Genomic DNA, 25,151 nt, shown 5'->3' on the forward strand with positions numbered 1-25,151 from the left:
TGGGAGCGGGCTTGCTCGCGAAAGCGGTGGTTCAGTCGCCAGATGTATTGACTGACACACCGTATTCGCGAGCAAGCCCGCTCCCATACAAGCCAGCTCCCACAGTTGACCGGGTTTACAGATACAGATCTGCACCAGATGCCTATAAAAACAGATGTTCGTGGAGCCTCGCCGATGAAATCCTATGAAGTCAATTTTGACGGTCTAGTGGGGCCGACCCATAACTACGGCGGTTTGTCCTACGGCAACGTCGCGTCCCAGAGCAACAGCCAGCAGTCTTCGAACCCAAAGGAAGCGGCGTTGCAGGGCCTGCAGAAAATGAAAGCCCTGATGGACATGGGCTTTGTGCAAGGTGTGCTGGCGCCGCAAGAGCGCCCGGATGTGGCCGCCTTGCGCAACCTGGGCTTCAGCGGCACTGACGCCCAAGTGATTCAGCAAGCCGCCAAGCAGGCGATGCCATTGCTGGTCGCCAGTTGCTCTGCGTCGAGCATGTGGGTGGCCAACGCCGCCACGGTCAGCCCGAGCGCCGACACGGCGGATGGCCGCGTGCATTTCACTGCTGCCAACCTCAACTGCAAATACCACCGCAGTATCGAGCACCCGACCACCAGCCGTGTGCTGGGGGCGATGTTCGCTGACGGCAAACACTTCGCCCATCACGCCGCGTTGCCGGCGGTGGCGCAGTTCGGTGACGAAGGCGCGGCCAACCACACGCGTTTTTGCCGAGAGTACGGCGAGGCCGGCGTTGAGTTCTTCGTGTTCGGCCGCAGTGCGTTCGACACCCGTTACCCGGCGCCGCAAAAATACCCGGCGCGCCAGACTCTCGAAGCCTCCCAGGCGGTTGCACGCCTGCACGGCTTGAAAGACGACAGCGTGGTGTACGGCCAGCAGAACCCGGCGGTGATCGATGCCGGCGTGTTCCACAACGACGTGATCGCAGTGGGTAACGGCGAGGTGCTGTTCTACCACGAGGACGCGTTCCTCAATACCGAACAGATGCTCGCCGAACTGCAGGGCAAGCTGGGCAAACTGGGGGGTAACTTCCAGTCGGTGTGTGTGCCGCGCGCCCAGGTCAGCGTCGAGGACGCGGTGCGTTCCTACCTGTTCAACAGCCAGTTGCTGACCCGCGCTGATGGCTCGATGCTGCTGATCGTGCCGGAAGAATGCCGCGCCAACGAGCGCGTCTGGCAGTACCTGCAAGGCCTCACTGCCTCCGGTGGGCTGATCCGCGAAGTGAAAGTGTTCGACCTCAAGCAAAGCATGCAGAACGGCGGTGGCCCGGCGTGCCTGCGCTTGCGTGTGGCCTTGAATGAAACGGAACTGGCGGCGGTGAACCCAGGCGTTATCATGACCGCGCCGTTGTACGAAACCCTGACCCAATGGGTCGACAAGCACTACCGCGACAGCCTGCGTGAAAGCGACCTGGCTGACCCGCAATTGCTGCTTGAGTGCCGGACGGCACTGGATGAACTGACGCAAATCCTTAAACTGGGCTCGGTTTATCCTTTCCAGATCAATTAACGCCACCTCTTTTTACACCCTATGGCTGAGAACTATTTATGACCACCGACACCCTGAAACTGATCCTTGAAGACACCGACGGCACCCAGCTGGAAACCTCCTGCACCCGCGTTGCCGTGGTGTGGCAGGGCAAGGAGATCTGGATCCAGCACGACGGCCGTGGCCAACTGCTGATCGGCGTGGACGTGGAAGAAGGTGACGCTGAATACGCCAACCTGCTGATGCGCCCGCTGGCCACCAACCTGATGAGCCTGCAATTGGAAATGGAACCGGCCGACGTTGAAGGTGATGACGACGATCACGTTCATGGTCCTGGCTGCAACCACTAAGGAAGCTGCTTATGCTCGCCCTCGGCAAATTGCTTGAACTGACCCTCGCCGGTCGCGAACCGGCGCAAAAAATTCAACTGACTGTCGACGGCGTGCAGATGCGCTGGCTCAGCGAAGGCGCGCTTGAAGTGCGCCCGCCGCAGGCATTGGACAATGGCAGCGACCTGCTACTGTCGTCCGGCATCCATGGCAACGAAACTGCGCCGATCGAATTGCTCGACCGCCTGTTGCATGGCATCGCCCGTGGGGAGATCAAACCCCGCAATCGTATTCTGTTCCTGTTCGGTAACCCCGAGGCCATGCGCCGCGGCGAGCGTTACCTGGAACTGGACGTCAACCGGCTGTTCAACGGCCGCCACGAACAAAACATCGGCCCGGAGGCCATGCGCGCCGCCGAGCTTGAGCAACTGGCTCGCAGCTTCTTCAGCCTGCCGGGCCGTTCGCGCCTGCATTACGACCTGCACACGGCCATTCGGGGCTCGAAGATCGAGCAGTTCGCGCTGTACCCGTTCAAGGACGGGCGCCAGCATTCGCGCCATGAGCTGGCGCGCCTGAACGCTGCCGGTATGCAGGCGGTGTTGTTGCAGAACAAAACCTCGATCACCTTCACCGCGTTCACCTACGAGCAACTGGACGCTGAGGCCTTCACCCTGGAATTGGGCAAGGCCCGGCCGTTCGGGCAGAACCAGGGTGTGGATGTGTCACGCCTGGAGACGCGCCTCAAGCAGATCATCGAGGGTAATGAGCCTGAAACCGAGAGCCTTGATGGCCTGCAACTGTTTGCCGTTTCCCGCGAAGTAATCAAGCACAGTGATGCCTTCCTGCTGCACCTGCCGGCGGATGTGGAGAACTTTTCGCCATTGGCCAAGGGCTACCTGCTGGCCGAAGACGTGGCCAAGACCCGATGGGTGATCGAGGAGGAGGGCGCACGCATCATCTTCCCGAACCCGAAGGTCAAGAATGGTTTGCGGGCGGGGATATTGATCGTGCCGACCACGGATGCTGGGTTGGCATAAATCTAAAGGCTTGCTCGGTCAAATGTGGGAGCTGGCTTGCCTGCGATGGCGGCGGCACAGGCAACAGTGATTTTGACTGACCTGCCGCTATCGCAGGCAAGCCAGCTCCCACACAAGCCAGCTCCCACAGAAAACCCGGCTCTGAGGCCGGGTTTTGTGGTGTTGCTTAGACCGCTACAGCACGCGGCTCGCTGCGACGGATCGCACGCACCTTGTGCAGCGTGTCGGCGCAAGTGCGCGCGGCTTCCTGGCCCTTGTGCACGAAGTGCTCATAGAAGAAAGTGTGGTGCTCGCTGCCCGCGTGGAAGTGATGCGGGGTCAGGGACACCGAGAACACCGGCACTTCGGTTTCCAGCTGCACTTGCATCAGGCCGCTGACCACGGATTGGGCGACGAATTCGTGGCGGTAGATGCCACCGTCCACCACCAGCGCGGCGGCAACGATACCGGCGTAACGGCCGGTCTTGGCCAGCAGCTTGGCGTGCAGGGGCATTTCAAAGGCGCCGCCGACTTCGAAGAAATCGATGTCCGATTCCTGGTAGCCCAGGGCGATCATTTCGGCGAGGAAGCCTTTGCGCGATTGGTCGACAATATCCTTGTGCCAGCAGGCCTGGATAAACGCGACGCGCTCGCCGTGGTGGTTTTTGCTTTTGCTGTCGATTGCGGTGGGTTGCATGTTCTGACTCCTGTTTAAGAAAAAAACAGGGCGTTATGAATCGAATGGGATTTCAAGGGTACGAACGGCGGCGTCATGCAGGCATGAGTTCAGCGCGCGGCCCTTGGGTGCCAATCCCGTTCTCTCTTCATCCGGACTATGACCGTCGGCCCCGGGATCACACCGGGTCTGCTGACCTTGTCGCCGTCCTGCGTGAGCAGTTCGAGGCGCCAAGCGCTCGCGGGCTATGCACATTGCGTGCAATTACCGCCGGTGGGGAATTACACCCCGCCCTGAGAACGTTGCCGCCAGAACCCTGGCGGCGGAGAGTTTTTAACATGGTTTTTCAAAAACTGCACGATCGCCGTATCGATAAGCTATATCGGTTTGTTTGGTTGGTATTCGATTGAATGCACGTGGGGCTTGATATTGCGTGGCTTTGCCCGCAGTAATCGTCAATACGACAACCATGTTCAGAGGCCCCCGGATGACCGTCATAGACCTGCGCAGCGACACAGTGACCCAACCCACCCCCGGCATGCTCGACGCGATGGCCACTGCCGTCAGCGGTGATGACGTGTACGGCGAAGACCCGAGCGTCAACCAGCTGGAAGCCGAGTTGGCCAAGCGCCTGGGCTTCGCTGCCGCGCTGTTCGTGCCCACCGGCACCATGAGCAACCTGTTGGCGCTGATGGCGCACTGTGAGCGCGGCGAGGAATACATCGTCGGCCAGCAGGCCCACACCTACAAATACGAAGGCGGTGGCGCGGCGGTGCTTGGCTCGATCCAGCCGCAGCCGCTGGAGGTGCAAGCCGACGGTTCGCTGGACCTGGACCACGTACTGGCGGCGATCAAGCCCGATGACTTCCACTTCGCCCGCACCCGCTTGTTAGCGTTGGAAAACACCATGCAGGGCAAGGTGCTGCCGCTGGCATACCTGGCCAAAGCCCGCGCGTTTACCCGTGAACATGGCCTGGCGTTGCACTTGGATGGCGCGCGACTCTACAACGCTGCGGTGAAGCTCGGTGTGGATGCGCGGGAGATTGCTCAGCATTTCGACTCGGTGTCGGTGTGCCTGTCCAAAGGCCTTGGCGCGCCGATCGGCTCGGTGCTGTGTGGCTCCACGGCGCTGATCGCCAAGGCGCGGCGCCTGCGCAAGATGGTCGGCGGTGGCATGCGCCAGGCCGGCTCGCTGGCGGCGGCGGGCCTGTATGCCCTGGATCATCAGGTGCAGCGCCTGGCGGACGACCACGCCAACGCCCAATGGCTGGGGGATGCACTGCGCGACGCCGGCTTTGAGGTGGAGCCGGTGCAAACCAACATGGTGTATGTGCAGATCGGTGATCAGGCCCAGGCGCTGAAGGCCTTTGCCGCCGAACGCGGGATTAAGTTGAGCGCCGCGCCACGACTGCGCATGGTCACTCACCTGGATGTCAGCCGGGCGCAGATGGAGCAAGTGGTGCAGACATTTGTCGAGTTTTCCCGAAAATGATCGTGCAGACCGTCTAATTGACTGTTTCTATCACATAAACACGCTGTACCACCGGCAAAGGGCCGATATAATGCGGCCCTTTGCCGTCGCTCCGTCTGATGATGTTGCGCACTGGCCTTTGGCCGCAGACTCCGTGGAAGAACCTAATGAAAAGCGCAGAAATCCGTGAAGCCTTCCTTCGCTTCTTCGAAGAGCAAGGCCACACCCGTGTAGCCTCCAGCTCCTTGATCCCAGGCAATGACCCAACCCTGCTGTTCACCAACGCGGGGATGAACCAGTTCAAGGACTGCTTCCTGGGCCAGGAAAAGCGCGCCTACACCCGCGCCACCAGCAGCCAGAAGTGCGTACGCGCCGGCGGCAAGAACAGCGACCTGGAAAACGTCGGCTACACCGCCCGCCACCACACCTTCTTCGAGATGCTGGGTAACTTCAGCTTCGGCGACTATTTCAAGAAAGATGCGATCACCTTCGCCTGGACCTTCCTGACCGGCGTGCTGAAGCTGCCCAAGGAAAAACTCTGGGTGACGGTCTACGCGACCGACGACGAAGCCTACGACATCTGGACCCAGCAAATTGGTGTGCCCGTCGAGCGCATGATTCGCATCGGCGACAACAAGGGTGCGCCTTACGCGTCCGACAACTTCTGGACCATGGGCGATACCGGACCGTGTGGCCCGTGCACCGAGATTTTCTATGATCACGGCGCCGACATCTGGGGCGGCCCACCGGGCTCGCCGGAAGAAGACGGCGACCGTTACATCGAGATCTGGAACAACGTCTTCATGCAGTTCAACCGCACCGCCGATGGCGTGTTGCATCCGCTGCCGGCGCCGTCGGTGGACACCGGCATGGGCCTGGAGCGGATCAGTGCGGTGATGCAGCACGTGCATTCCAACTACGAAATCGACCTGTTCACCAACCTGCTGAGCGCATCGGCGGCCGCCATTGGCTGCGCCAATGACAACCAGTCTTCGCTCAAGGTGGTGTCGGACCACATCCGTTCGTGCGGCTTCCTGATCGCTGACGGTGTGCTGCCGTCCAACGAAGGCCGCGGCTATGTACTGCGCCGCATCATCCGTCGTGCCTGCCGCCACGGTAACAAGCTGGGCGCCACCGGCAGCTTCTTCTACAAGATCGTTGCCGCGCTGGTGGCCGAGATGGGCGATGCCTTCCCGGAACTCAAGCAGCAGCAGGCCAACATCGAGCGCGTGCTCAAGGCTGAAGAAGAGCAGTTCTCCAAGACCCTGGAGCACGGCCTGAAGATCCTTGAGCAGGACCTGGCTGAACTCAAAGGCACCGTGGTGCCGGGCGATGTAGTGTTCAAGTTGTATGACACCTACGGTTTCCCGATGGACCTGACCGCCGACATCGCCCGTGAGCGCGAGCTGACCGTCGATGAGGCGGGTTTTGAGCGTGAGATGGAAGCCCAGCGCGTGCGTGCCCGTTCCGCCAGCTCCTTTGGCCTGGACTACAACACTCTGGTCAAGGTTGACGTGCCCACCGAGTTCACCGGTTACGCGGCGACCGTTGGCGCGGCCAAGATCGTGGCCATCTACAAAGACGGCAAGTCGGTCGACGTATTGAGCGAAGGCGACGAAGCGGTGGTGGTGCTGGATCAGACGCCGTTCTACGCCGAATCCGGTGGCCAGGTGGGTGACTGTGGTTTCCTCAGTTCGACCTCCGGGCGTTTTGAAGTGCGTGACACCACCAAGACCGGCGGGGCGTTCCTGCATCACGGTGTGCTGGTGCTGGGCAACCTGACGGTCGGCGCGCCGGTCGACACTCAAGTCGATGCCGACGTGCGGCATGCAACTGCTTTGAACCATTCCGCCACTCACTTGCTGCATGCTGCGTTGCGCCAAGTGTTGGGTGAGCATGTGCAGCAGAAGGGTTCGTTGGTGGATAGCCAGCGCCTGCGTTTCGACTTCAGCCACTTTGAAGCGATCAAGCCTGAGCAGATCAAGGCGCTGGAAGACATCGTCAACGCCGAGATTCGCAAGAACACTGCGGTTGAAACCGAAGAAACCGACATCGAGACCGCCAAGAAGAAAGGCGCCATGGCGCTGTTTGGCGAGAAGTACGGCGACGAAGTGCGCGTACTGAGCATGGGCGGCAGCTTCTCGGTGGAGCTGTGTGGCGGTATCCACGCTAACCGTACCGGCGATATCGGCCTACTGAAAATCATCAGTGAAGGCGGCGTGGCCTCTGGTGTACGGCGTATTGAAGCGGTCACTGGTGCTGCGGCCCTGGCCTACCTCAATGCGGCTGAAGAACAACTCAAGGAAGCGGCCAGCCTGGTCAAGGGCAGCCGCGACAACCTGATCGACAAGCTGTCGGCCGTGCTGGAGCGCAACCGCGCACTGGAAAAACAGCTGGAGCAGTTGCAGGCCAAGGCGGCGAGCGCAGCGGGCGACGATCTGTCGGCCTCCGCGCTGGACGTCAAGGGCGTGAAGGTGCTGGCTGTGCGCCTGGACGGCCAGGACGGCAAGGCGCTGTTGGCCTTGGTCGATCAGTTGAAGAACAAGCTCGGCCGCGCAGTGATCCTGCTCGGCGGTGTCCATGAGGAAAAGGTCGTTCTGGTTGCCGGTGTAACCAAAGACCTGACTGGCCAACTCAAGGCCGGTGATTTGATGAAGCAAGCCGCTGCGGCAGTGGGCGGGAAGGGCGGTGGTCGTCCGGACATGGCGCAAGGCGGTGGTGTAGACGCAGGCTCCCTGGACGCGGCCCTGGCCCTGACCGTGCCGTTTGTCGAGGCCGGCATTTAAGGCACTGTAATGAGCCCATGGTCTAGTCATGGGCTCGTTTGGGTGCTGGAAGATTTGTTTATTGGGCGCCCCTTAACGGGCTGAGGCGGCTTAGAAATGGCTTTGATCGTACAGAAATTCGGAGGCACCTCGGTCGGTTCTGTCGAAAGAATCGAGCAGGTCGCTGACAAGGTTAAGAAATTCCGCGACGCCGGCGATGATCTGGTGGTGGTGCTGTCGGCCATGAGCGGCGAGACCAATCGCCTGATCGATCTGGCCAAGGCAATCAGTGGTGATCAACAGCCGCTGCCGCGTGAGCTTGATGTGATCGTGTCCACCGGCGAGCAGGTGACCATTGCCTTGCTGGCCATGGCTCTGAACAAGCGTGGCGTGCCGGCAGTGTCCTACACGGGCAGCCAGGTGCGCATCCTCACCGACAGCGCGCATACCAAGGCACGCATCCTGCAGATCGATGATCAGAAAATCCGCACAGATCTGAAAGCCGGCCGCGTGGTAGTTGTAGCAGGCTTCCAGGGTGTGGACGAGCAGGGCAACATCACTACCCTCGGGCGTGGCGGTTCGGACACCACCGGCGTGGCGCTGGCAGCGGCTCTCAAGGCCGATGAATGCCAGATCTACACTGACGTGGACGGCGTGTACACCACCGACCCGCGTGTGGTGTCCGTGGCTCAGCGCTTGGACAAGATCACCTTTGAAGAGATGCTGGAAATGGCCAGCCTCGGTTCCAAGGTGTTGCAGATCCGCGCGGTGGAGTTCGCCGGCAAGTACAACGTTCCGCTGCGCGTATTGCACAGCTTCAAAGAGGGTCCGGGCACCCTCATTACTATTGATGAAGAGGAATCCATGGAACAGCCGATCATTTCCGGCATCGCTTTCAACCGCGATGAAGCCAAGCTGACGATCCGTGGCGTGCCAGACACCCCGGGCGTGGCCTTCAAGATCCTCGGCCCGATCAGCGGCGCGAACATTGAAGTCGATATGATCGTGCAGAACGTTTCGCACGATAACACCACCGATTTCACCTTCACCGTGCACCGCAACGAGTACGATGCAGCCGAGCGTATCCTGCAGAACACCGCGAGCGAGATTGGCGCCCGTGAAGTGGTCGGCGATACCAAGATTGCCAAGGTGTCGATCGTGGGCGTGGGCATGCGCTCCCATGCCGGCGTTGCCAGCCGTATGTTCGAGGCGCTGGCCAAGGAAAGCATCAACATCCAGATGATCTCCACCTCGGAAATCAAAGTCTCGGTGGTGATCGAGGAGAAGTACCTGGAACTGGCGGTACGCGCGCTGCACACCGCTTTTGAGCTGGACGCGCCGGCGCGACAAGGCGAGTAAGGCAATGCCAGGAAGGCGCGGTTTACCGCGCCTTTCATTTTTTTGTGGGGCGCATGGTCTTTTGCGTGGGCTCGACAATACTTAGGCCGTTAGGGCTACGGCCGTCAGGTTGTAGGCCGAACGCCTTTTTTTTGCAGACTGTTGTTCCTGAACTGAAATGCGTGAGGTGAAAGGTATGCTGATTCTGACTCGTCGTTGCGCAGAAAGCCTGATTATCGGTGATGGCGAAATCACCGTGACTGTGCTCGGCGTCAAAGGCAATCAAGTGCGTATCGGGGTTAACGCTCCGAAAGAGGTAGCGGTCCACCGTGAGGAAATCTACCTGCGGATCAAGAAAGAGAAGGACGAAGAACCAAGCCTTTAATTTTTATCGTTTTTTATGTTTGCAAACGGGGATGAACGTGGTTAATATACGCCCCGTGTTGCGGAGAGCTGGCCGAGTGGCCGAAGGCGCTCCCCTGCTAAGGGAGTACACCTCAAAAGGGTGTCGGGGGTTCGAATCCCCCGTTCTCCGCCATTATTTGCTTAGTACGTTGCAATCTGGTTTTTTCGCTAAGTTGTTGAAATTAAACGAAAAAATAGCTTTACATAGAGATTGAACGGCCTATAATGCGCGGCAACAAATGCACTCGTAGCTCAGCTGGATAGAGTACTCGGCTACGAACCGAGCGGTCACAGGTTCGAATCCTGTCGAGTGCACCATTTAAGAGTCAGTTGCAGCAATGCAGGTGACTTGGCTTCAACCAGTTGTGATCTGGTCTAAAAACACAATCTGCACTCGTAGCTCAGCTGGATAGAGTACTCGGCTACGAACCGAGCGGTCACAGGTTCGAATCCTGTCGAGTGCACCATACAAACAAAAAGCCCGCCTAGTGCGGGCTTTTTGCCGTCTGGGGTTTGTGTAGGATTTCATCTTTTCTCGCGCGCCCATGTGTTTTCCCTTCCGTCTGCGTCGTCGCAGTTCATAGATGCAGCCAATGCTCAGCTTTGGCTCGCAAGCGCTTGTTCTTTCCAGTTTTTTAACGTTTAAAGCGCGCGCAGCGTGTATCATTGCGCCCGTCAGCCCCGCCGGGGCTTGTGGAATACCTCCATGGACTTACCCAGTAGTTGCTCAGTACCCCGTTTTACCAATCATGAATTGACTGATTGATCCTTCCGGCGTGCCCCGCTGCTGGGAGTGGAGTTCGCCTATGACCGAAGTAGAAGTAAAGAAAACACAAGACAGCCTGCAGGATCGCCTGGCTCAAGTCATCGAGCTGCTGCAGCGTCAGCGCGTGGTCGAAGACCTCACGCACCGCCAGGAAGGTCCGCACCACGACCGCGTTGAAAACCTGGTTCACCGACAAAACCTCGTCGAGCTGCAACGCAAGCTCGATGACCTGCACTCCGCCGACGTCGCTTATATTCTTGAAGCCTTGCCGCTCGATGATCGACTGACCCTGTGGCAGTTGGTCAAGGCTGACCGCGACGGCGACATCCTCCTGGAAGTATCCGACTCGGTCCGTGAAACCCTGATCGCCGACATGGACGATCACGAGCTTCTGGCCGCCGCCAAGGAGATGGACGCCGACGAACTGGCTGACCTGGCGCCTGAGCTGCCGCGTGATGTTGTCCATGAGCTGATGGAAGCCCTCGACAGCCAACAGCGTGAGCGTGTGCGCTCCGCGTTGTCTTACGACGAGGATCAGGTTGGCGCACTGATGGACTTCGAGATGGTCACCATCCGCGAAGACGTCAGCCTGGAAGTGGTCTTGCGTTACCTGCGTCGCCTCAAAGAGCTGCCGGGTCATACCGACAAATTGTTCGTAGTCGACTATGAAGGCATTCTCAAGGGCGTGTTGCCGATCAAGCGATTGCTGGTCAATGATCCGGACAAGAAAGTTGCGGATTTGATGGCCAGCGATACGGTGAGCTTTCACCCGGATGAAGATGCTTACGAGGCCGCGCAGGCGTTTGAGCGTTATGACTTGATCTCGGCGCCGGTGGTCGACAAGAACGGCAAGCTGATTGGCCGTTTGACCATTGATGAAATGGTCGACCTGATTCGGGAAGAGAGTGAAACCGAAGTCCTCAACATGGCCGGTCTGCGTGAAGAGGAAGATATCTTTGCGTCAGTCTGGCGCTCCCTGCATAACCGTTGGGCGTGGTTGGCGGTCAACCTGATCACGGCGTTCATTGCTTCGCGCGTGATCGGTTTGTTTGAGGGGTCTATCGAAAAGCTGGTAGCACTCGCGGCCCTGATGCCGATTGTGGCCGGTATTGGCGGCAACTCCGGTAACCAGACCATCACCATGATTGTGCGTGCCATGGCACTGGACCAGGTGAGTACGGCTAATTCCTCGCGGTTGTTGCGCAAAGAGTTGGCCGTGGGCCTGATCAATGGCTTGGTGTGGGGCGGCGTGATTGGTGTGGTGGCTTACTTGCTGTATGGCAGTTGGTCGCTGGGCGTGGTGATGACGGCTGCCATGACCCTCAACCTGCTGCTGGCGGCGCTGATGGGGGTGTTGATCCCCATGACGCTGGCCCGCCTTGGGCGCGACCCGGCCATGGGCGCCAGCGTGATGATTACGGCGATGACCGACAGCGGTGGCTTCTTCATCTTCCTGGGTCTGGCAACGATCTTTCTGCTCTGATCCCCTGTGGGAGCGGGCTTGCTCGCGAATGCGGTGTAGCGGTCGAAATGCCTGCTAACTGATCCACTGCATTCGCGAGCAAGCCCGCTCCCATACAAGCCCCCTGCGGTGCCCCTCAAATTCCAGGCAAAAAAAAGCCAGCACATGGCTGGCTTCGGCTTTCAGTTGCAGATCAATTGGCTTCTGCGGCCGCCTCAACGTCGTGCGCGATAAGCGAGACGAGAGCATTTTGCTGGCGGTGGGAGAGCTGACGAAAACGCTGCAGCAGTTCGCGTTCGTGCAGTGACAGCTCGGGGCTGTCCAGGCGCATGCTCAACTCTTCGCCCAGCGCACCTTCCTGAATAAGGCTTTGCTCCAGGCGCGCGATGATTTCGGAGTTCATGCTGCGGTGATGATTGCGAGCCACCTCGGCAATGCGTTCCCGCATTCCGTCTGGCAGACGTACGACGAACTTGTCAGCCGTACGGCTGGAATAAATTGCCTGTTTCAATGGGCGCATATATTTAACCGGTTAGTTCAGGGGAGCGGTTTTTGGAATTGGCCGCAAGATGAGTGTTAAGACAAGGCTCACGACCAAAGTTCAACCCGAATTGCAAAGAGGCCGCATCATGCCTCAGATTTGACAGTTCCTTGGCGTCAATTCTGTGACAAATATTGAACTGCCTAAAGGCTTAATGCCAGCACTCATTTGTATTTTTGCGGACTGGTTGGAAAACTTTTCAACGCGTCATTCCTCAAGGGAACTTCCCGTAAGTCCAGGCCCGCACAGGGGTTGAGGCCGCACATCCTAAAGCAAAGTGGCCTTTTGCCCTTATCTTTAAGACTAGTGGCAATTTGCCGATTTGCTAGGGCGGGGCGACATAAGGTCGAGGGAGGAGGTGCAGCGCAGGGGTCAGCGTAGAACGGGGTCGAATTTGATTTTGCGGCCCATGAACAGTGTCAGTAGAAGCAGGCTCGTAAACACACCGGCAGCAACCATAGCAGCGGTTTGGCCCTCCTCAGAAGTGGCGCCCAGGGCCAAGAGGCCGGTGACGACAGTCAGACACAGAAACAGCCAGGCGGATTTGCTCATGAATGGCGTCCTTAGAAAACCCAATGTTCGGATGCCGGTGCAGTCTGGGTGCCTTGGGTGAGGCGTACCGGCGATTGCGCGTTGGGCGTCATCACCGCCAATTGCGGGCGTTGTTGCAGGTGATGCGGCACGGCCTGGCTGAGCTGCGCAGGGTCATTACTGCCGGTGGATTGGAAATGAAACATCACCAGTGCAGCCAAGGCTATGCTGTTGAGGGCTAACAGAAGGGCACTGTTCATGGTCATGTTCTCCGCTAAACGCCGTGGCTGAATGGGTTTGTAGGAGAAGTATTGCAGGTCTCGTGCCAATCTATTATTTCATTAAAATCAATAACTTGAGTCTACTTTAAAGCGCCTCTGGGTTGCAATTTGCAATGATGGCATTTTGGGGTAGTGCATTTTGCACGATGGCGCCTAGGCCCCGTGGTCGCGGGGCGATGCGGGCCTCGGCCGAACAAGGATCGGCCTACACTCAAAAAGCCCACGGACGACATGACAAAACCCACCTCGGCCGTTAACATGCACGCCGTCCGTCGCTGTGCCACGTGCCCGATGGCTGTCATTTGTCCCAGTAGCTCAATTGGATAGAGCATCCCCCTCCTAAGGGGAAGGTTGGCCGTTCGAACCGGCCCTGGGACACCATCTTCAAAAGCCCTGCACAGGTTGCCCTGGCAGGGCTTTTTCGTGCTTGCCTGCAACGTCGGTCGAACCTTGCCGCCTGTCAGGGTTCACAGCAGGTGCGCAGTGTGTTTCTCGTAGCTTTTGTTCGTTGCATATGTACCTTGCATGCGGCCAGGCAGCGTCTGAACGATTAAGCAAAATATTCTCCGGAAAACGGCCCGCTGCGGCTGTCCGCTCCCGGCAACCCCGGACTATCATGCCGATAGCCCTGTCCCTCACTGCAAGGAGCCGCTCGGAACGCCGATGCGCCAGATCTGGAAATCTTTTCGAGCCCTTTATTTCGCCTCCTTGATGATGTTGATCGGGTCCGGCCTGCTCAGTACTTACCTGGCCTTGCGTCTGGCAGCCGACCACGTCGACAGCCTGTGGGTGGGTGCGCTGATGGCCGCCAACTACTTCGGCCTGGTGCTGGGCGGCAAGATCGGGCATCGCCTGATTGCCCGCGTCGGGCATATTCGCGCGTATGCCACCTGTGCCGGGATTGTCGGCGCGGCGGTGTTGGGCCATGGCCTCATCAACTGGCTGCCGGCCTGGATTGTGCTGCGGATGATCGTGGGCCTGGGGATGATGTGCCAGTACATGGTTATCGAAAGCTGGCTCAATGAGCAGGCGGACGCCAAGCAGCGTGGCGTGGTGTTCAGCGGCTACATGATCGCCTCCTACCTCGGGTTGGTATTGGGTCAGTTGATCCTGGTCATGCACCCGCAGCTTGGCCTCGAATTGCTCATGCTGGTGGCGCTGTGCTTTGCCTTGTGCCTGGTGCCCGTGGCCATGACCCGACGCATTCACCCGGCGCCGCTGCACCCTGCGCCTATGGAGCCGCGCTTCTTTATCAAGCGTGTGCCGCAGTCGCTGAGCACGGTGCTGGGTGCGGGGCTCATCGTCGGCTCTTTCTACGGCCTGGCGCCGCTGTATGCCTCGCAGCAAGGCTTGAGTACCGAGCAGGTCGGTCTGTTTATGGGTAGCTGCATTTTTGCCGGTCTGTTGGTGCAGTGGCCATTGGGCTGGTTATCGGACCGCTATGATCGCGCCTTGCTGATTCGCTGCTTTGCCTTGTGCCTGGCGGTGGCGGCGTTGCCGTTGGCCGTGATGACCCAGGTGCCGCTGGAAGTGCTGTTCGTCGCCGGTTTCTTGTGTTCCCTGGTGCAGTTCTGTCTGTATCCCTTGGCGGTGGCGTTCTCCAATGACCACGTGGAAGGTGATCGTCGGGTGTCGCTGACAGCCATGTTGCTGGTGACCTACGGCGTCGGCGCGAGTGTCGGGCCGCTGTTGGCGGGTGTGGTGATGAAGCTGTTCGGCAGCCACATGCTGTATGCGTTTTTCAGTCTGTGTGCGTTGGTCCTGGTATGGCGGATCCGGCCGAAGGCGGTGACCAACCTGCATCAGGTGGACGATGCGCCGCTGCACCACGTGGCGATGCCCGACAGCATGTCCAGCTCGCCGCTGGTGGCGTGCCTCGACCCGCGGGTGGATGAGGCGGTGGTGCAGGAACAAATGCAGACCGTGGTGCCCGATCCGGAACCTGAAACCGACCCGCAACAACCTGCGGATGAACCTCCTTTCGAGGGGCCGCCGGAGCCTCTGGGGCCGGAGGAGCATCCCCATGACTTGAGCAGGGCCCGTCCCTGAAAGCAAAAACGGGCAGATCCCATCAGGATCTGCCCGTTTTTATTGACGCGGCCTTTAAAGCTTAAAGGTCGTCGTCTTTGTCGAAGCGCCGCGCTTCACGCTGCAGCTGGTACACAAACCGTTCAACCTGGCGCTGTACCAAGCCGCTCATGTTGTGGAAGCGCACGCCGGCGAAGGTGGTGTTGATCTTGTCTTCGACGTGCAGGTAACGCAGCTCCACCGAGGTGGTCATGCTGCCAAAGGGCAGGGCGGCGATAAAGCGGTCATAGACCTGACCCAGTTGCAGGCGATCGGAAATGTCGCCTTCAAAGCGCAGCTTGCAGCCGGTGGCGGAGATGTCCAGCAACTTGCCACTGATCGGTGCCTTGAGCTTTTCGCCACCCAGCTCGATGCTGACCAGTTGGGCCAGCTTCAACGCGGCCCGAAAGGCATTGCGACGCTGATGGTAGACCACTTCGTCGGGCAGGCTGCCGGTGTAGATGCGGTGGCCGCCTTTTTCACTGATGGTCAGCGTGCCGTTGCTTTCCCAGGCGATACGCACGCCGTCATGGAAGCCTTCGATACGGAACGGTTCACCATTCTCAAGGTAGCGTTCCCCGTCGCGTGGGATCATTTCGTCCAGGGTCAGCGTTTTGCTGTCCCGGTCAATGTCCACCAGATAGCTTTGAAACCGCTGGCTGCGTTCATGGAAAGTGATGATCAGCGGGTCATGGCTTTCTTGCAGCATCCGCAACGTGCTGGCGATTTCCAGAGGCGTGGTGAGCACCTTGGGTGGCTGCGGAGCATCTTCCGCATTAAGGGCGTTGAACACGGTTCTTCCATCTCCAGACAAAATACGACTACACGCAAGAACCGGCATTTTGCCAGCATGTAACGCGCCTTGGATAGGGCGCGCAGTAAACCGGTGTCAGGCTTGGCTGCGGGTGCTTGGCTTGACCAGGCGCGAGGTGGAACCCTGGGCGTTATAAAGGGCCGGAGGCTCTCCGCCGTGGAGTATACGCAACTGGTTGGCGGTCGTAGCCTGCTGCAGCTGGATCAACTGCCCGTTGAGCAGGTTGGTTTCCTGGCACTGGGCGAGCAATTGATTGAGTGCGGTACTCTGCGCCAGCAACTGGTCGCCTACCGAGGAGTGGCTGGCCAGTTGTGCCAGGCCGTCATGGTCAGCCGGCAGGCCCAGGCTGATGAGAATTTCGCTGCGCTTCTTGCCATGCTGCTCCAGCAGCACGATCAGCGACTGTTTGCGCGCCAGGATTTCTTCCAGCAAGCGCATATCCCGGCCATAGAGGGCCAGGGATTCTTCTTTGAGCAGCTCGAGCAAATGTTGCGTCGGCGCCAGATCATCAGTGATCAGTTCAAGCAAATGTTCGTCGTGGTGCATGGCTGGCCTTGGGTTTTAAGCGTCCAAAAGCCCTGCGCAGGCCTTTGCCTAGCGCTCGGCTTCGAAGTTAAGCAGCTTGCTGGCGACACGATTGCTGTCGACTTTATAGCTGCCATCAGCGATTGCCTGTTTCAATTCGGCCACGCGGGCTTTATTGACAACGGGTTGATCGCTCAGCGAGTCAGTGACCTTCTGCAATTGTTGAGCCTCATTGCTCAGGTGTACCGATTCCCCGCTCTGGCTGGCGCCGGCCTGTTCTGTCTTGGCCGCAGGTGCTGGCTGGGACTTGGCTTCTACGCTGTCCTTGGCCCCGCTGGTGCGCGTATTGCCCGGCAAAGCCTGGGTGTTATTTAAACGACTGAAATCAATGACCATGTTAAAAAACCTCTGGGTATTTGGACGCTTGCCATGTTTTCGGCCATACCCGGACAAACTTTAGGCTCGATTGACAATAAACCTGTACAGGTCGCCATCCCACGCACAGTGTAGGAAAAGCTGGCGTTTCACACCAGTGATCTATAGCGCCACCTCAACCTGGCCTGGCGCGGTCACCTGCGCCTTGATCACGCGGTTGGAATTGAGGTTCTTGACCCTGATCTGTTCGCTCATCCCGCCGTTGGACAGCGCCTCCCCCGGCATTTTTACCGTCAGCCCGCCGCTGCTGGCGGAAATCACCACCTGATCGCCCTTGCGAATCACTTCTGCCTGTTCCAGATGCACCAGTGTAATGACTTGGTCGGTGACCATTGGTCGGGTGAGTTTCTGCCCGATGGCTTGATCTACAGAGGTGAGGTAGCCCTGGTTGATCAGGCTGATGTCGCGTTCCCGCAAGGCCACGTCTTCAAAACCAATGATGCCGGTGCGCTTGAGCGGACGCGTGACCACCACGACGTCACGGAACAGTTTGACCTGCGCCGGCACGAACACGGTCCAGGGTGAAGCGCCCTCGCAGCGCACTTTTACCGTTACGCGGCCAATCGGTTGGGCCGGGCTTTCGAGGCTGGCCGTCAATTCCTTGTCGCACATGGGCATACGCAGGCGCGGGTCTAACTGGTTGACCTGGATTTCATAACGCCCCGGCGTCTGAGTGGTCGCCAGATAATCTTCTACAGTGAATTCAAGAAAGCCTTGAGTGACGCCGATAAGGAGATCAGGCAAGGTGACATTATCTGCGCGAGCCGTGGTGCCTGAGCCCAAGGCAAGCAGCGCCATCGTGACGCAGAGCAATCTGCGGTAGCGTGGGATGCGTCGGGAAACTGTCGTTTTAAGGTTCATAAACCAATAAATAGCAAAGCTCGTGCCGTTTAGCGTTGGGTGAGCGTCGTTGCCCTTGTAGGTATAGCCAAAGGTTTTAGCGTAGGAGTCAAGGCATGGCAGGAGTAATGGACTCAGTAAACCAGCGTACACAGCTGGTAGGGCAGAATCGCCTGGAACTGTTGCTTTTTCGCCTGGACGGCAAGCAGCTGTACGGCATCAATGTGTTTAAAGTGCGGGAAGTGCTGCAGTGCCCCAAGCTGACCATATTGCCCAAATCCAGCCCGGTGGTCTGCGGCGTGGCGAATATCCGAGGCGCGACCATCCCGATTCTTGACCTGGCCATGGCCACCGGTTCGGCAGGTTTGCAAGACCGCGAAAACCCTTTTGTGATCATCACCGAATACAACACCAAGACCCAGGGTTTCCTGGTGCGCTCGGTGGAGCGCATCGTCAATATGAACTGGGAGGAGATCCATCCACCGCCCAAGGGCACCGGGCGCGATCATTACCTCACGGCGGTGACGCGGGTGGATAACCAGCTGGTCGAAATCATCGACGTGGAGAAGATCCTCGCCGAAGTCGCACCCACCTCGGAAACCATCTCGGTGGGCGTGGTAGACGCAGAAACCGCGCACAAAGCGGTGTCGCTGCGCGTGCTGACGGTGGACGACTCCTCGGTGGCACGCAAGCAAGTCAGCCGCTGCCTGCAAACGGTCGGCGTGGAAGTGGTGGCCCTGAACGATGGTCGCCAGGCTTTGGATTACCTGCGCAAGCTGGTGGACGAAGGCAAGAAGCCGGAAGAAGAGTTCCTGATGATGATCTCCGACATTGAAATGCCGGAAATGGACGGCTACACCCTCACGGCCGAGATACGTAACGACCCACGCATGCAAAAATTGCATATCATCCTGCATACTTCATTGTCGGGTGTTTTCAATCAGGCGATGGTCAAGAAGGTCGGTGCCGATGACTTCCTGGCCAAATTCCGCCCTGATGACCTGGCATCCCGGGTAGTCGACCGGATCAAGGCAGCAGATCACGGCTAGGGGGCATTCCCCTGGCGGTCACACGATTTAAGAGGCGGTATCATTGTCTACGGGTAATTTGGATTTCGAACAGTTCCGGGTCTTCCTGGAAAAAGCCTGTGGCATATTGCTCGGTGAAAACAAGCAGTACCTGGTATCCAGCCGTCTCAACAAACTGATGGAACAGCAGGGCATTAAGTCCCTGGGTGAGTTGGTCCAGCGCATCCAGGGCCAGCCGCGCAGCGGGCTCAAGGAAATGGTGGTGGATGCCATGACCACCAATGAAACCTTGTGGTTTCGTGATACCTACCCCTTTGAAGTGCTCAAGAACAAAGTGCTGCCGGAGGCCATCAAGGCCAGCCCGGGCCAGCGCCTGCGTATCTGGTCGGCGGCCTGTTCGTCCGGGCAGGAGCCGTACTCGATCTCGATGTCGATCGATGAGTTCGAGCGCACGAACATGGGCCAATTGAAGGCCGGTGCGCAAATTGTCGCCACCGACTTGTCCGGCACCATGCTCACCAACTGCAAGACCGGCGAATACGACAGCCTGGCCCTGGGCCGTGGTTTGTCCCAGGAACGCCTGCAACGTTTTTTCGACCCCAAAGGGGCAGGGCGCTGGGCGGTCAAGGCGCCGATCAAGAGCCGGGTGGAGTTTCGCTCGTTCAACCTTCTCGACAGCTATGCCAGTCTGGGCAAGTTCGACATGGTGTTTTGCCGCAATGTGCTGATCTACTTCTCTGCGGAAGTGAAGAAGGACATTCTGTTGCGCATTCACGGTACGCTCAAACGCGGGGGCTATCTGTTTCTTGGCGCGTCCGAAGCGCTCAACGGGCTACCGGATCATTACCAGATGGTGCAGTGCAGTCCTGGCATCATTTATCAGGCCAAGTGAAGGTGCCTTGAGCATAAAAAACGGGAAGCCCCGCAAAGGCTTCCCGTTTTTTATGCGCGCAAAGCGCCAGTTTATTTCACGGACGGTGCTTAGGGCCTGGGTGTCATTTGGATATTGCCCAGGAATAGAAGATTGTTCGTGCGGGGGATATTCTCGTTGAAAATACCCAAATGCACAGTGCCGGTACTGCTTGCGGTAAATGTCCCGGTTCCGGTCTGTTTTGACGCGTTGGTTATGTTTTGTACTTTGTCGCCGATTCGTCTGCCATTAACCGCCAGGTACAGCGTCGAGCCATCTCCAGCGGCTGTACCACCCATGGCCTCAAAGCTGACATCGTAGGTGCGCCCTGCGATCACCGATACGGGTCGAGTGATGATGTGAGCGCGGGTTACCTGGCTGTTGGGCAGGTCAACGACCACGCTGCCGTTGACGACGTACAGCTTCCCGCCTGCATAAATTGTCGGAGGTACCCAGCCTTGGAACGTGCCATCGGCGAAATCCCACACTGTGCCAGGAATAGGCACAACGATGCCGCCTGCGTCGATGGACACGGTTGCGTCTGGTGCGGAATAGGACATGTCGCGCCGGATGCGCAGCAGTAACTGAACATTATTGCCTGAGTTGGCAATAACCACGTCTTTTGGAAGGTAAATCTTGAGTGACGGTGCGTCAGTTCCCACTTGGAAACCCAGATTGTAATAGCCCCCGACGATACGGCTGCTCATGCTCACATTGATAAAGTCCAACCGTTGCACGGCGAAATCACACAGCAACTCAACTACGTCACCCACGATCAGGCGGGTATCCAGGTTTGGAATGGGTTGTCTTCTGTCTTGCAGGATGAATTTGAGGGCTGGAATATCAAGCATGGTGTGCCTCTGCTTTACGCATGTAGGGGATTACCCGATGAGGCACGCAGAGGGGCAGGCGCCACAACTGTCAGAAATGACAGTGCAGATGAGCGGTCAAGGTCTCCGGCACATTGGGGCAGCCTGTTGAATATTGCCACCGACTGTAAAAGCGGCAACCGCCATTGCCGCTTAACTGGCGCCACGCGGAAGCCCATTGCCGCTTTTCTGGCATTGCCGCCGTCAAACCTTGCGCAACCCCTTGAATAACGGGCCTTGCGCTAATTGGCATGCACCTTGCTATAACCCAGTTACGAACAGCAGGTCAGCCTAAAGGTTTCCGCCATGAGCATCAGCTTCGATAAAGCGCTCGGTATCCACGAACAAGCCCTGGGCTTCCGCGCCCAGCGTGCCGAAGTCCTGGCCAACAACATTGCCAACGCCGATACCCCGAACTACAAGGCTCGGGACCTGGACTTCTCCGCCGTGCTCGCCGCACAGCAGGACAAGACCAAGAACGGCACCTTCGCTTTGAACATGACCAACAGCCGTCATATCGAAGCGCAAGGCCTGGGCAATGGTGACGAGTTGCTGCTGTATCGCACGCCGATGCAGCCGTCGATCGACCAGAACACCGTCGACGCCCAGCTGGAGCAATCGGCCTACGCCGAGAACTCGGTGAACTTTCAGGCCAGCTTCACCCTGCTTAACAGCAAATTCAAAGGGCTGATGTCAGCCCTGCGTGGAGAGTAAGCCATGTCCCTCGCCAGTGTTTTCAATATTGCCGGCAGTGGCATGAGCGCGCAGACCACGCGTTTGAACACCGTCGCCAGTAACATCGCCAACGCCGAGACTGTGTCTTCGAGCATTGACCAGACCTACCGCGCCCGTCATCCGGTATTCGCCACCATGTTCCAGGGCGGCCAAGCCGGCCAGAGCGGCAGCGGTGATTCGCTGTTCCAGAACCAGGACGCGGCGGGTCAAGGCGTGCAGGTGCTCGGCGTGGTCGAAGACCAGAGCAACCTGGAAGCCCGCTACGAGCCTAACCACCCGGCCGCGAACGAAAAGGGTTACGTCTACTACCCCAACGTCAACGTGGTCGAGGAAATGGCAGACATGATTTCCGCCAGCCGCTCGTTCCAGACCAACGCGGAAATGATGAACACCGCCAAAACCATGATGCAGAAGGTCCTGACCCTGGGTCAGTGATAAGGGGCGCCAAATAATGGCCATTGTTGATACCACTTCTACACCCAACACGGCGGTCCAGGACCTGTTCAACTCCAAGGTCAAGACCGCCACAGACAACAGCGGCCTCAATGGTGCTGCCAAGGCGGCCACGGGCAACCAGGCGTTGGGCAAGGATGCATTCCTGCAACTGCTGGTGACCCAGCTGAAAAACCAGAACCCGCTGTCGCCTCAGGACAACGGCGCGTTCGTGGCCCAGTTGGCACAGTTCAGCAGCCTGGAAGGCATCAACACCCTGAACGACTCGGTGAATGCGATCTCCAGCAACTTCAGCTCCTCGCAGGCACTGCAGGCGTCTTCGCTGGTCGGGCGTTCGATCATCACCCAGACCGACAAAGCCATGGTTGATACCAGCAAAAGCATGACCGGCTCGGTGGCCGTGACGGCAGCGACGGGCAATGTCTCGGTGAAAATCACCGACAAAGACGGCAACGTGGTACGCACCATCGACATGGGCGCCCAAAGCGCCGGTGATTCGAGCTTTATCTGGGATGGCAAGAACGACAAAGGTGAAGTCGCACCCGCCGGCACTTATACCTTCGCAGCCAGCACCAAGAATGACAAAGGCGACGCGGTTGCCCTGTTGACGTCGCTGCCGGCAACAGTCACCAGCGTGACGTTGAGCAAGACCGGCGGCGAAATGCTGCTCAACCTTGCCGGCGGCATGGGCAGCGTCAAGCTGTCGCAAATCCAGACTATCGGTACATAGAGCCGGCTAAATACGGCAGAAGGAGAGAAACATGTCTTTTAACATCGGCCTTAGCGGCCTCTATGCGGCCAACAAACAACTGGACGTAACCGGCAACAACATTGCCAACGTTGCGACCACGGGTTTCAAATCGTCCCGCGCGGAGTTTTCCGACATCTACGCGGCGTCCAAACTGGGCACTGGCCAGAACAGTGTCGGCAGTGGCGTGAACCTGGCGGCGGTGTCCCAGCAGTTCACTCAAGGTGACGTCAACAACACCGGCGGCCTGCTGGACATGGCGATCCAGGGCGGCGGCTTCTTCGTGCAGAAGGGCAGTGACGGTTCGCTGGAATACACCCGCAGCGGCACCTTCCGTTCGGACAAAGACGGCTACATCACCAACAACACCGGCACCTCGCGCCTGCAAGGCTACGCGGCGGATGCAGATGGCAACATCATCAAGGGCGCGCTGACCGACCTGCAATTGAACCTGTCGAACCTGCCGCCCAAGGCCTCCACCAAAGTGGATTCCACCAGTAACCTGAACTCGTCTTCGCCGGTAATCGACCAAACGGCCCACCCGTTCGATCCAACCGAATCCAGCTCGTTCAGCACCCAGTACAACACCACGCTGTACGACACCCAGGGCAACGCGCACCCGATGGTGCAGTACCTGGTCAAAACCGACTCCAACACCTGGAAGTCCTACACCCTGATCGACGGCCGTAACCCTGATGGTTCGGCGCCGACCGGCACAGGCTCGACGCCACCAGTTGCATCGACGTTGAGCTTTGACGGCGCCGGCAAACTCACCGGGATTGTTACCGGCACCACTTCCAGCACCACCTTGCAACTGAACGGCTGGGTGCCGGGCACCGTGACCAATGGTGTGTGGACCAAAAACGGCGCGAATGCCAACCCTGGCGGTATTGCCATTAACATGGGCAACATCACCCAGTACAACTCGGCCACCTACCGTAACCCGCCGGTCACCGATGGCTACGCCACCGGCCAGATCACCGGCCTGAACATCGACGGTAACGGCGTGCTGTTCGCCACCTTCAGCAACCAGCAGAGCAAGGCCATTGGCCAGCTCTCCCTGGCCAGCTTCAACAACGAACAGGGCCTGCAGCCAGCGGGTGGCACCACCTGGAAAGAGACCTTCGCCTCGGGCCAGCCGGGTTACGATGCCCCGCAATCCGGCACCTTGGGTTCGATCGTGTCCAAGTCCCTGGAGAACTCCAACGTCAACCTGACCAACGAGCTGGTGGACCTGATCAAGGCCCAGAGCAACTACCAGGCCAACGCCAAGACCATCTCTACCCAGAGCACTATCATGCAGACCATTATTCAGATGACCTGATGCGGTTGGCCTGACACGGCTGTGAATGAAAGCCCCTCTAGCGAGGGGCTTTTTTTTGCCTGTTGTCCTGGGCAGAGACGATTCCCACCCTGCGCTCGACTGCAAGCTGAACTGCCTTTGTTGGAACTGACTACGCCGTTCTTTCCACTTATCGGACTTAAAGGTCGTGGATCTTACGGGGAATGGCTATGTGGAATTCGTCGATGTCTGGCCATGGGGCTGGGGGTGTGCGTTATGGCGTGGGTGGTGCGGGGCCAAACCTGTGGGGCGTAAGCCGTTCAGAGAACAAAAAGGATGACGTAGACGCCGATAAAAAAAACGTCGCCCAGATGCTCAAACAGTTGGATGAGGCCGAAAAGGGCAATAAAAACCAAACTGCCCAGGACTTGCGGGACAAGCTCAACGAAAAGCGCAAAGCGCTGGGGGGCGAGAAGTTCAAGGAGATCCTTGAGCAACTGAAGAAGGACGCGTCTACCGATTTGCTCGCATTGTTGAAGAGGCTGTTTCCGGATTTATTTGCGGATGAGCCGTCTCCAGCACCTGCTCCTCGACCGTCACCCGGTGGTGGTGGTGGTGGTGGTGGTGGTGTCAGGGTAAATCCGAAGGATTTCGGCGGTCGCGAACCCATGAGTAATCTGCCGATTACCGAGGGCTCCAAGTACTTCAACTACCAGGTGGATGCAAGCAACCCAGGTAAAAAGCCGGACAATATCTGGAGTGGCTTCAGCCAGGGCCCTGACGGCAATTGTGTCACCGTGTCGGCGATAAAGGGCGCGATGATGAAGTTTGGTCAAAAACCTACCGACGTCTTCAAGGAGGTGAAAGAGACGGGAGGTGGTTACTACGTGAAAATGCGAGACGGTTTCGAGCTTGCTTTATCGAAGGGCGAGTTAAGGCATGCAGCCACTTACGCGCAGTTCAAGGGCGATAATCCGGGCATGCTTACCGACGCAAATTTCATGTATGCCGCGAGCGCCAAGCGGGCTCAAATGGAAGGCAATGGCTATGATGACAACCCCAATACTGCAAAACAGAGTTTCGCTCATGCGATGCAAAGTTTGAACAATGGCGAAATGGGTTGGGAAGCGCTGGACCGGCTTGGGCTGAAAGGTCTCTACAGGCAGTCTTCGAGTGCCGAGCTGGCAAGCGGCAGGCTGGGTGTTGTGGATTATGGCGGCCATTCAATGGCGGTGATTGGCGGGCGCATAGAAGCGTGGGGTGACCGCGGCGAAACACCCCGGGAAGGCAACGCTTACGCATTCACGTAGCGCAAAAAAAACCGATAAACCCAAATGCATCCAGGTTTATCGGTTTTTTATATC

Annotated in this window: 25 protein-coding genes, 4 tRNA genes and 1 riboswitch; of the genes, 20 read left to right on the forward strand and 9 right to left on the reverse strand. The window is 58.4% G+C overall.

Annotation, left to right across the window (positions count from 1 at the left end; genetic code table 11):
* The first annotated feature begins 174 nt into the window (after nucleotides 1-174).
* From astB to astE, 3 genes are read left to right on the forward strand one after another with little or no spacing between them, the layout of a single operon-like run.
* Complete coding sequence (astB, locus tag K0H48_RS07885; RefSeq protein ID WP_219267046.1) at nucleotides 175-1,521, forward strand: N-succinylarginine dihydrolase; 1,347 nt, start codon at nucleotides 175-177, stop codon at nucleotides 1,519-1,521.
* A 38-nt stretch (nucleotides 1,522-1,559) separates the two neighbouring features.
* Nucleotides 1,560-1,850: a hypothetical protein gene (locus K0H48_RS07890; RefSeq protein WP_003214319.1), complete on the forward strand. Its 291-nt coding sequence runs from the start codon at nucleotides 1,560-1,562 to the stop codon at nucleotides 1,848-1,850.
* Between the two features lie 11 nt (nucleotides 1,851-1,861).
* The gene (gene astE, locus K0H48_RS07895) at nucleotides 1,862-2,866 is read left to right on the forward strand and encodes a succinylglutamate desuccinylase (protein ID WP_200433169.1); all 1,005 of its coding nucleotides are present in this window, start codon (nucleotides 1,862-1,864) and stop codon (nucleotides 2,864-2,866) included.
* 166 nt (nucleotides 2,867-3,032) lie between these two features.
* Here astE and K0H48_RS07900 read toward each other — a convergent pair whose 3' ends face one another.
* Nucleotides 3,033-3,542: a 6,7-dimethyl-8-ribityllumazine synthase gene (locus K0H48_RS07900; RefSeq protein WP_138814194.1), complete on the reverse strand. Its 510-nt coding sequence runs from the start codon at nucleotides 3,540-3,542 to the stop codon at nucleotides 3,033-3,035.
* Nucleotides 3,543-3,656: 114 nt separating this feature from the next.
* Nucleotides 3,657-3,826: riboswitch (FMN riboswitch) on the reverse strand.
* 182 nt (nucleotides 3,827-4,008) lie between these two features.
* Here K0H48_RS07900 and ltaE point away from each other — a divergent pair.
* From ltaE to mgtE, 8 genes are all read left to right on the forward strand, one after another.
* Complete coding sequence (gene ltaE / locus K0H48_RS07905; RefSeq protein WP_219267047.1) at nucleotides 4,009-5,013, forward strand: low-specificity L-threonine aldolase; 1,005 nt, start codon at nucleotides 4,009-4,011, stop codon at nucleotides 5,011-5,013.
* Nucleotides 5,014-5,159: 146 nt separating this feature from the next.
* Nucleotides 5,160-7,778, forward strand: coding sequence for an alanine--tRNA ligase (gene alaS / locus K0H48_RS07910; protein ID WP_219267048.1), 2,619 nt, complete (start codon nucleotides 5,160-5,162; stop codon nucleotides 7,776-7,778).
* A gap of 96 nt (nucleotides 7,779-7,874) precedes the next feature.
* Nucleotides 7,875-9,116 carry an aspartate kinase gene (locus tag K0H48_RS07915; RefSeq protein ID WP_056861669.1) on the forward strand — a complete coding sequence of 414 codons (1,242 nt, stop codon included), beginning with the start codon at nucleotides 7,875-7,877 and terminating at the stop codon, nucleotides 9,114-9,116.
* A 175-nt stretch (nucleotides 9,117-9,291) separates the two neighbouring features.
* Nucleotides 9,292-9,480, forward strand: coding sequence for a carbon storage regulator CsrA (gene csrA / locus K0H48_RS07920; RefSeq protein WP_003175645.1), 189 nt, complete (start codon nucleotides 9,292-9,294; stop codon nucleotides 9,478-9,480).
* 62 nt (nucleotides 9,481-9,542) lie between these two features.
* Nucleotides 9,543-9,633 (forward strand) — tRNA-Ser (locus K0H48_RS07925).
* A gap of 108 nt (nucleotides 9,634-9,741) precedes the next feature.
* Nucleotides 9,742-9,818: transfer RNA gene (locus tag K0H48_RS07930), tRNA-Arg, on the forward strand.
* Between the two features lie 72 nt (nucleotides 9,819-9,890).
* Nucleotides 9,891-9,967: transfer RNA gene (locus K0H48_RS07935), tRNA-Arg, on the forward strand.
* 339 nt (nucleotides 9,968-10,306) lie between these two features.
* Nucleotides 10,307-11,749 carry a magnesium transporter gene (gene mgtE, locus K0H48_RS07940; RefSeq protein WP_065929353.1) on the forward strand — a complete coding sequence of 481 codons (1,443 nt, stop codon included), beginning with the start codon at nucleotides 10,307-10,309 and terminating at the stop codon, nucleotides 11,747-11,749.
* 172 nt (nucleotides 11,750-11,921) lie between these two features.
* On the opposite strand, the gene K0H48_RS07945 is transcribed toward mgtE, so the two are convergent.
* The 3 genes from K0H48_RS07945 to K0H48_RS07955 form a co-directional block, all read right to left on the reverse strand.
* On the reverse strand, nucleotides 11,922-12,248 hold the full coding sequence (locus tag K0H48_RS07945) for an Arc family DNA-binding protein (RefSeq protein ID WP_003193592.1): 327 nt from the start codon (nucleotides 12,246-12,248) through the stop codon (nucleotides 11,922-11,924).
* A 393-nt stretch (nucleotides 12,249-12,641) separates the two neighbouring features.
* Nucleotides 12,642-12,821, reverse strand: coding sequence for a PA3371 family protein (locus K0H48_RS07950; protein WP_138814197.1), 180 nt, complete (start codon nucleotides 12,819-12,821; stop codon nucleotides 12,642-12,644).
* Between the two features lie 11 nt (nucleotides 12,822-12,832).
* Nucleotides 12,833-13,060: a hypothetical protein gene (locus K0H48_RS07955; RefSeq protein WP_138814198.1), complete on the reverse strand. Its 228-nt coding sequence runs from the start codon at nucleotides 13,058-13,060 to the stop codon at nucleotides 12,833-12,835.
* Between the two features lie 325 nt (nucleotides 13,061-13,385).
* Here K0H48_RS07955 and K0H48_RS07960 point away from each other — a divergent pair.
* Together K0H48_RS07960 and K0H48_RS07965 are read left to right on the forward strand one after the other, a co-directional pair.
* A tRNA-Arg gene (locus tag K0H48_RS07960) sits at nucleotides 13,386-13,462 on the forward strand.
* A 282-nt stretch (nucleotides 13,463-13,744) separates the two neighbouring features.
* Entirely contained in the window at nucleotides 13,745-15,130 is a 1,386-nt protein-coding gene (locus tag K0H48_RS07965; protein WP_138814208.1) for an MFS transporter, read from the forward strand.
* A 61-nt stretch (nucleotides 15,131-15,191) separates the two neighbouring features.
* Here K0H48_RS07965 and K0H48_RS07970 read toward each other — a convergent pair whose 3' ends face one another.
* The 4 genes from K0H48_RS07970 to flgA all read right to left on the reverse strand — a co-directional run bounded on the left by K0H48_RS07970 (nucleotide 15,192) and on the right by flgA (nucleotide 17,783).
* Nucleotides 15,192-15,941, reverse strand: a complete 750-nt coding sequence (locus K0H48_RS07970; RefSeq protein WP_219267049.1) for a flagellar brake protein — start codon at nucleotides 15,939-15,941, stop codon at nucleotides 15,192-15,194.
* Nucleotides 15,942-16,037: 96 nt separating this feature from the next.
* Nucleotides 16,038-16,508, reverse strand: coding sequence for a flagellar protein FlgN (locus K0H48_RS07975; RefSeq protein WP_219267050.1), 471 nt, complete (start codon nucleotides 16,506-16,508; stop codon nucleotides 16,038-16,040).
* A 48-nt stretch (nucleotides 16,509-16,556) separates the two neighbouring features.
* Nucleotides 16,557-16,883 carry a flagellar biosynthesis anti-sigma factor FlgM gene (flgM, locus tag K0H48_RS07980; RefSeq protein WP_219267051.1) on the reverse strand — a complete coding sequence of 109 codons (327 nt, stop codon included), beginning with the start codon at nucleotides 16,881-16,883 and terminating at the stop codon, nucleotides 16,557-16,559.
* Nucleotides 16,884-17,024: 141 nt separating this feature from the next.
* Nucleotides 17,025-17,783: a flagellar basal body P-ring formation chaperone FlgA gene (gene flgA / locus K0H48_RS07985; protein ID WP_138814212.1), complete on the reverse strand. Its 759-nt coding sequence runs from the start codon at nucleotides 17,781-17,783 to the stop codon at nucleotides 17,025-17,027.
* Between the two features lie 95 nt (nucleotides 17,784-17,878).
* Between flgA and K0H48_RS07990 the strand changes: the two genes are divergently transcribed.
* The gene (locus K0H48_RS07990) at nucleotides 17,879-18,811 is read left to right on the forward strand and encodes a chemotaxis protein CheV (protein ID WP_138814213.1); all 933 of its coding nucleotides are present in this window, start codon (nucleotides 17,879-17,881) and stop codon (nucleotides 18,809-18,811) included.
* 43 nt (nucleotides 18,812-18,854) lie between these two features.
* Complete coding sequence (gene cheR, locus K0H48_RS07995; protein ID WP_017138387.1) at nucleotides 18,855-19,682, forward strand: protein-glutamate O-methyltransferase CheR; 828 nt, start codon at nucleotides 18,855-18,857, stop codon at nucleotides 19,680-19,682.
* 89 nt (nucleotides 19,683-19,771) lie between these two features.
* On the opposite strand, the gene K0H48_RS08000 is transcribed toward cheR, so the two are convergent.
* Nucleotides 19,772-20,551 carry a hypothetical protein gene (locus K0H48_RS08000; RefSeq protein WP_219267052.1) on the reverse strand — a complete coding sequence of 260 codons (780 nt, stop codon included), beginning with the start codon at nucleotides 20,549-20,551 and terminating at the stop codon, nucleotides 19,772-19,774.
* Between the two features lie 324 nt (nucleotides 20,552-20,875).
* On the opposite strand from K0H48_RS08000, the gene flgB reads away from it, so the two are divergent.
* The 5 genes from flgB (at nucleotide 20,876) to K0H48_RS08025 (ending at nucleotide 25,097) form a co-directional block, all read left to right on the forward strand.
* On the forward strand, nucleotides 20,876-21,283 hold the full coding sequence (gene flgB / locus K0H48_RS08005; RefSeq protein WP_219267053.1) for a flagellar basal body rod protein FlgB: 408 nt from the start codon (nucleotides 20,876-20,878) through the stop codon (nucleotides 21,281-21,283).
* A 3-nt stretch (nucleotides 21,284-21,286) separates the two neighbouring features.
* A complete protein-coding gene (gene flgC, locus K0H48_RS08010; protein WP_017138385.1) occupies nucleotides 21,287-21,739 on the forward strand; it encodes a flagellar basal body rod protein FlgC in 453 nt (150 codons plus the stop codon).
* A gap of 16 nt (nucleotides 21,740-21,755) precedes the next feature.
* On the forward strand, nucleotides 21,756-22,487 hold the full coding sequence (gene flgD / locus K0H48_RS08015; RefSeq protein WP_219267054.1) for a flagellar hook assembly protein FlgD: 732 nt from the start codon (nucleotides 21,756-21,758) through the stop codon (nucleotides 22,485-22,487).
* Nucleotides 22,488-22,518: 31 nt separating this feature from the next.
* Entirely contained in the window at nucleotides 22,519-23,829 is a 1,311-nt protein-coding gene (gene flgE / locus K0H48_RS08020; RefSeq protein ID WP_138814218.1) for a flagellar hook protein FlgE, read from the forward strand.
* Between the two features lie 188 nt (nucleotides 23,830-24,017).
* Nucleotides 24,018-25,097: a hypothetical protein gene (locus K0H48_RS08025; protein WP_219267173.1), complete on the forward strand. Its 1,080-nt coding sequence runs from the start codon at nucleotides 24,018-24,020 to the stop codon at nucleotides 25,095-25,097.
* Nucleotides 25,098-25,151: the final 54 nt, after the last annotated feature.

Origin of the sequence: Pseudomonas sp. Xaverov 259 (assembly GCF_019352915.1) — a bacterium.
Taxonomy (GTDB): Bacteria; Pseudomonadota; Gammaproteobacteria; order Pseudomonadales; family Pseudomonadaceae; genus Aquipseudomonas.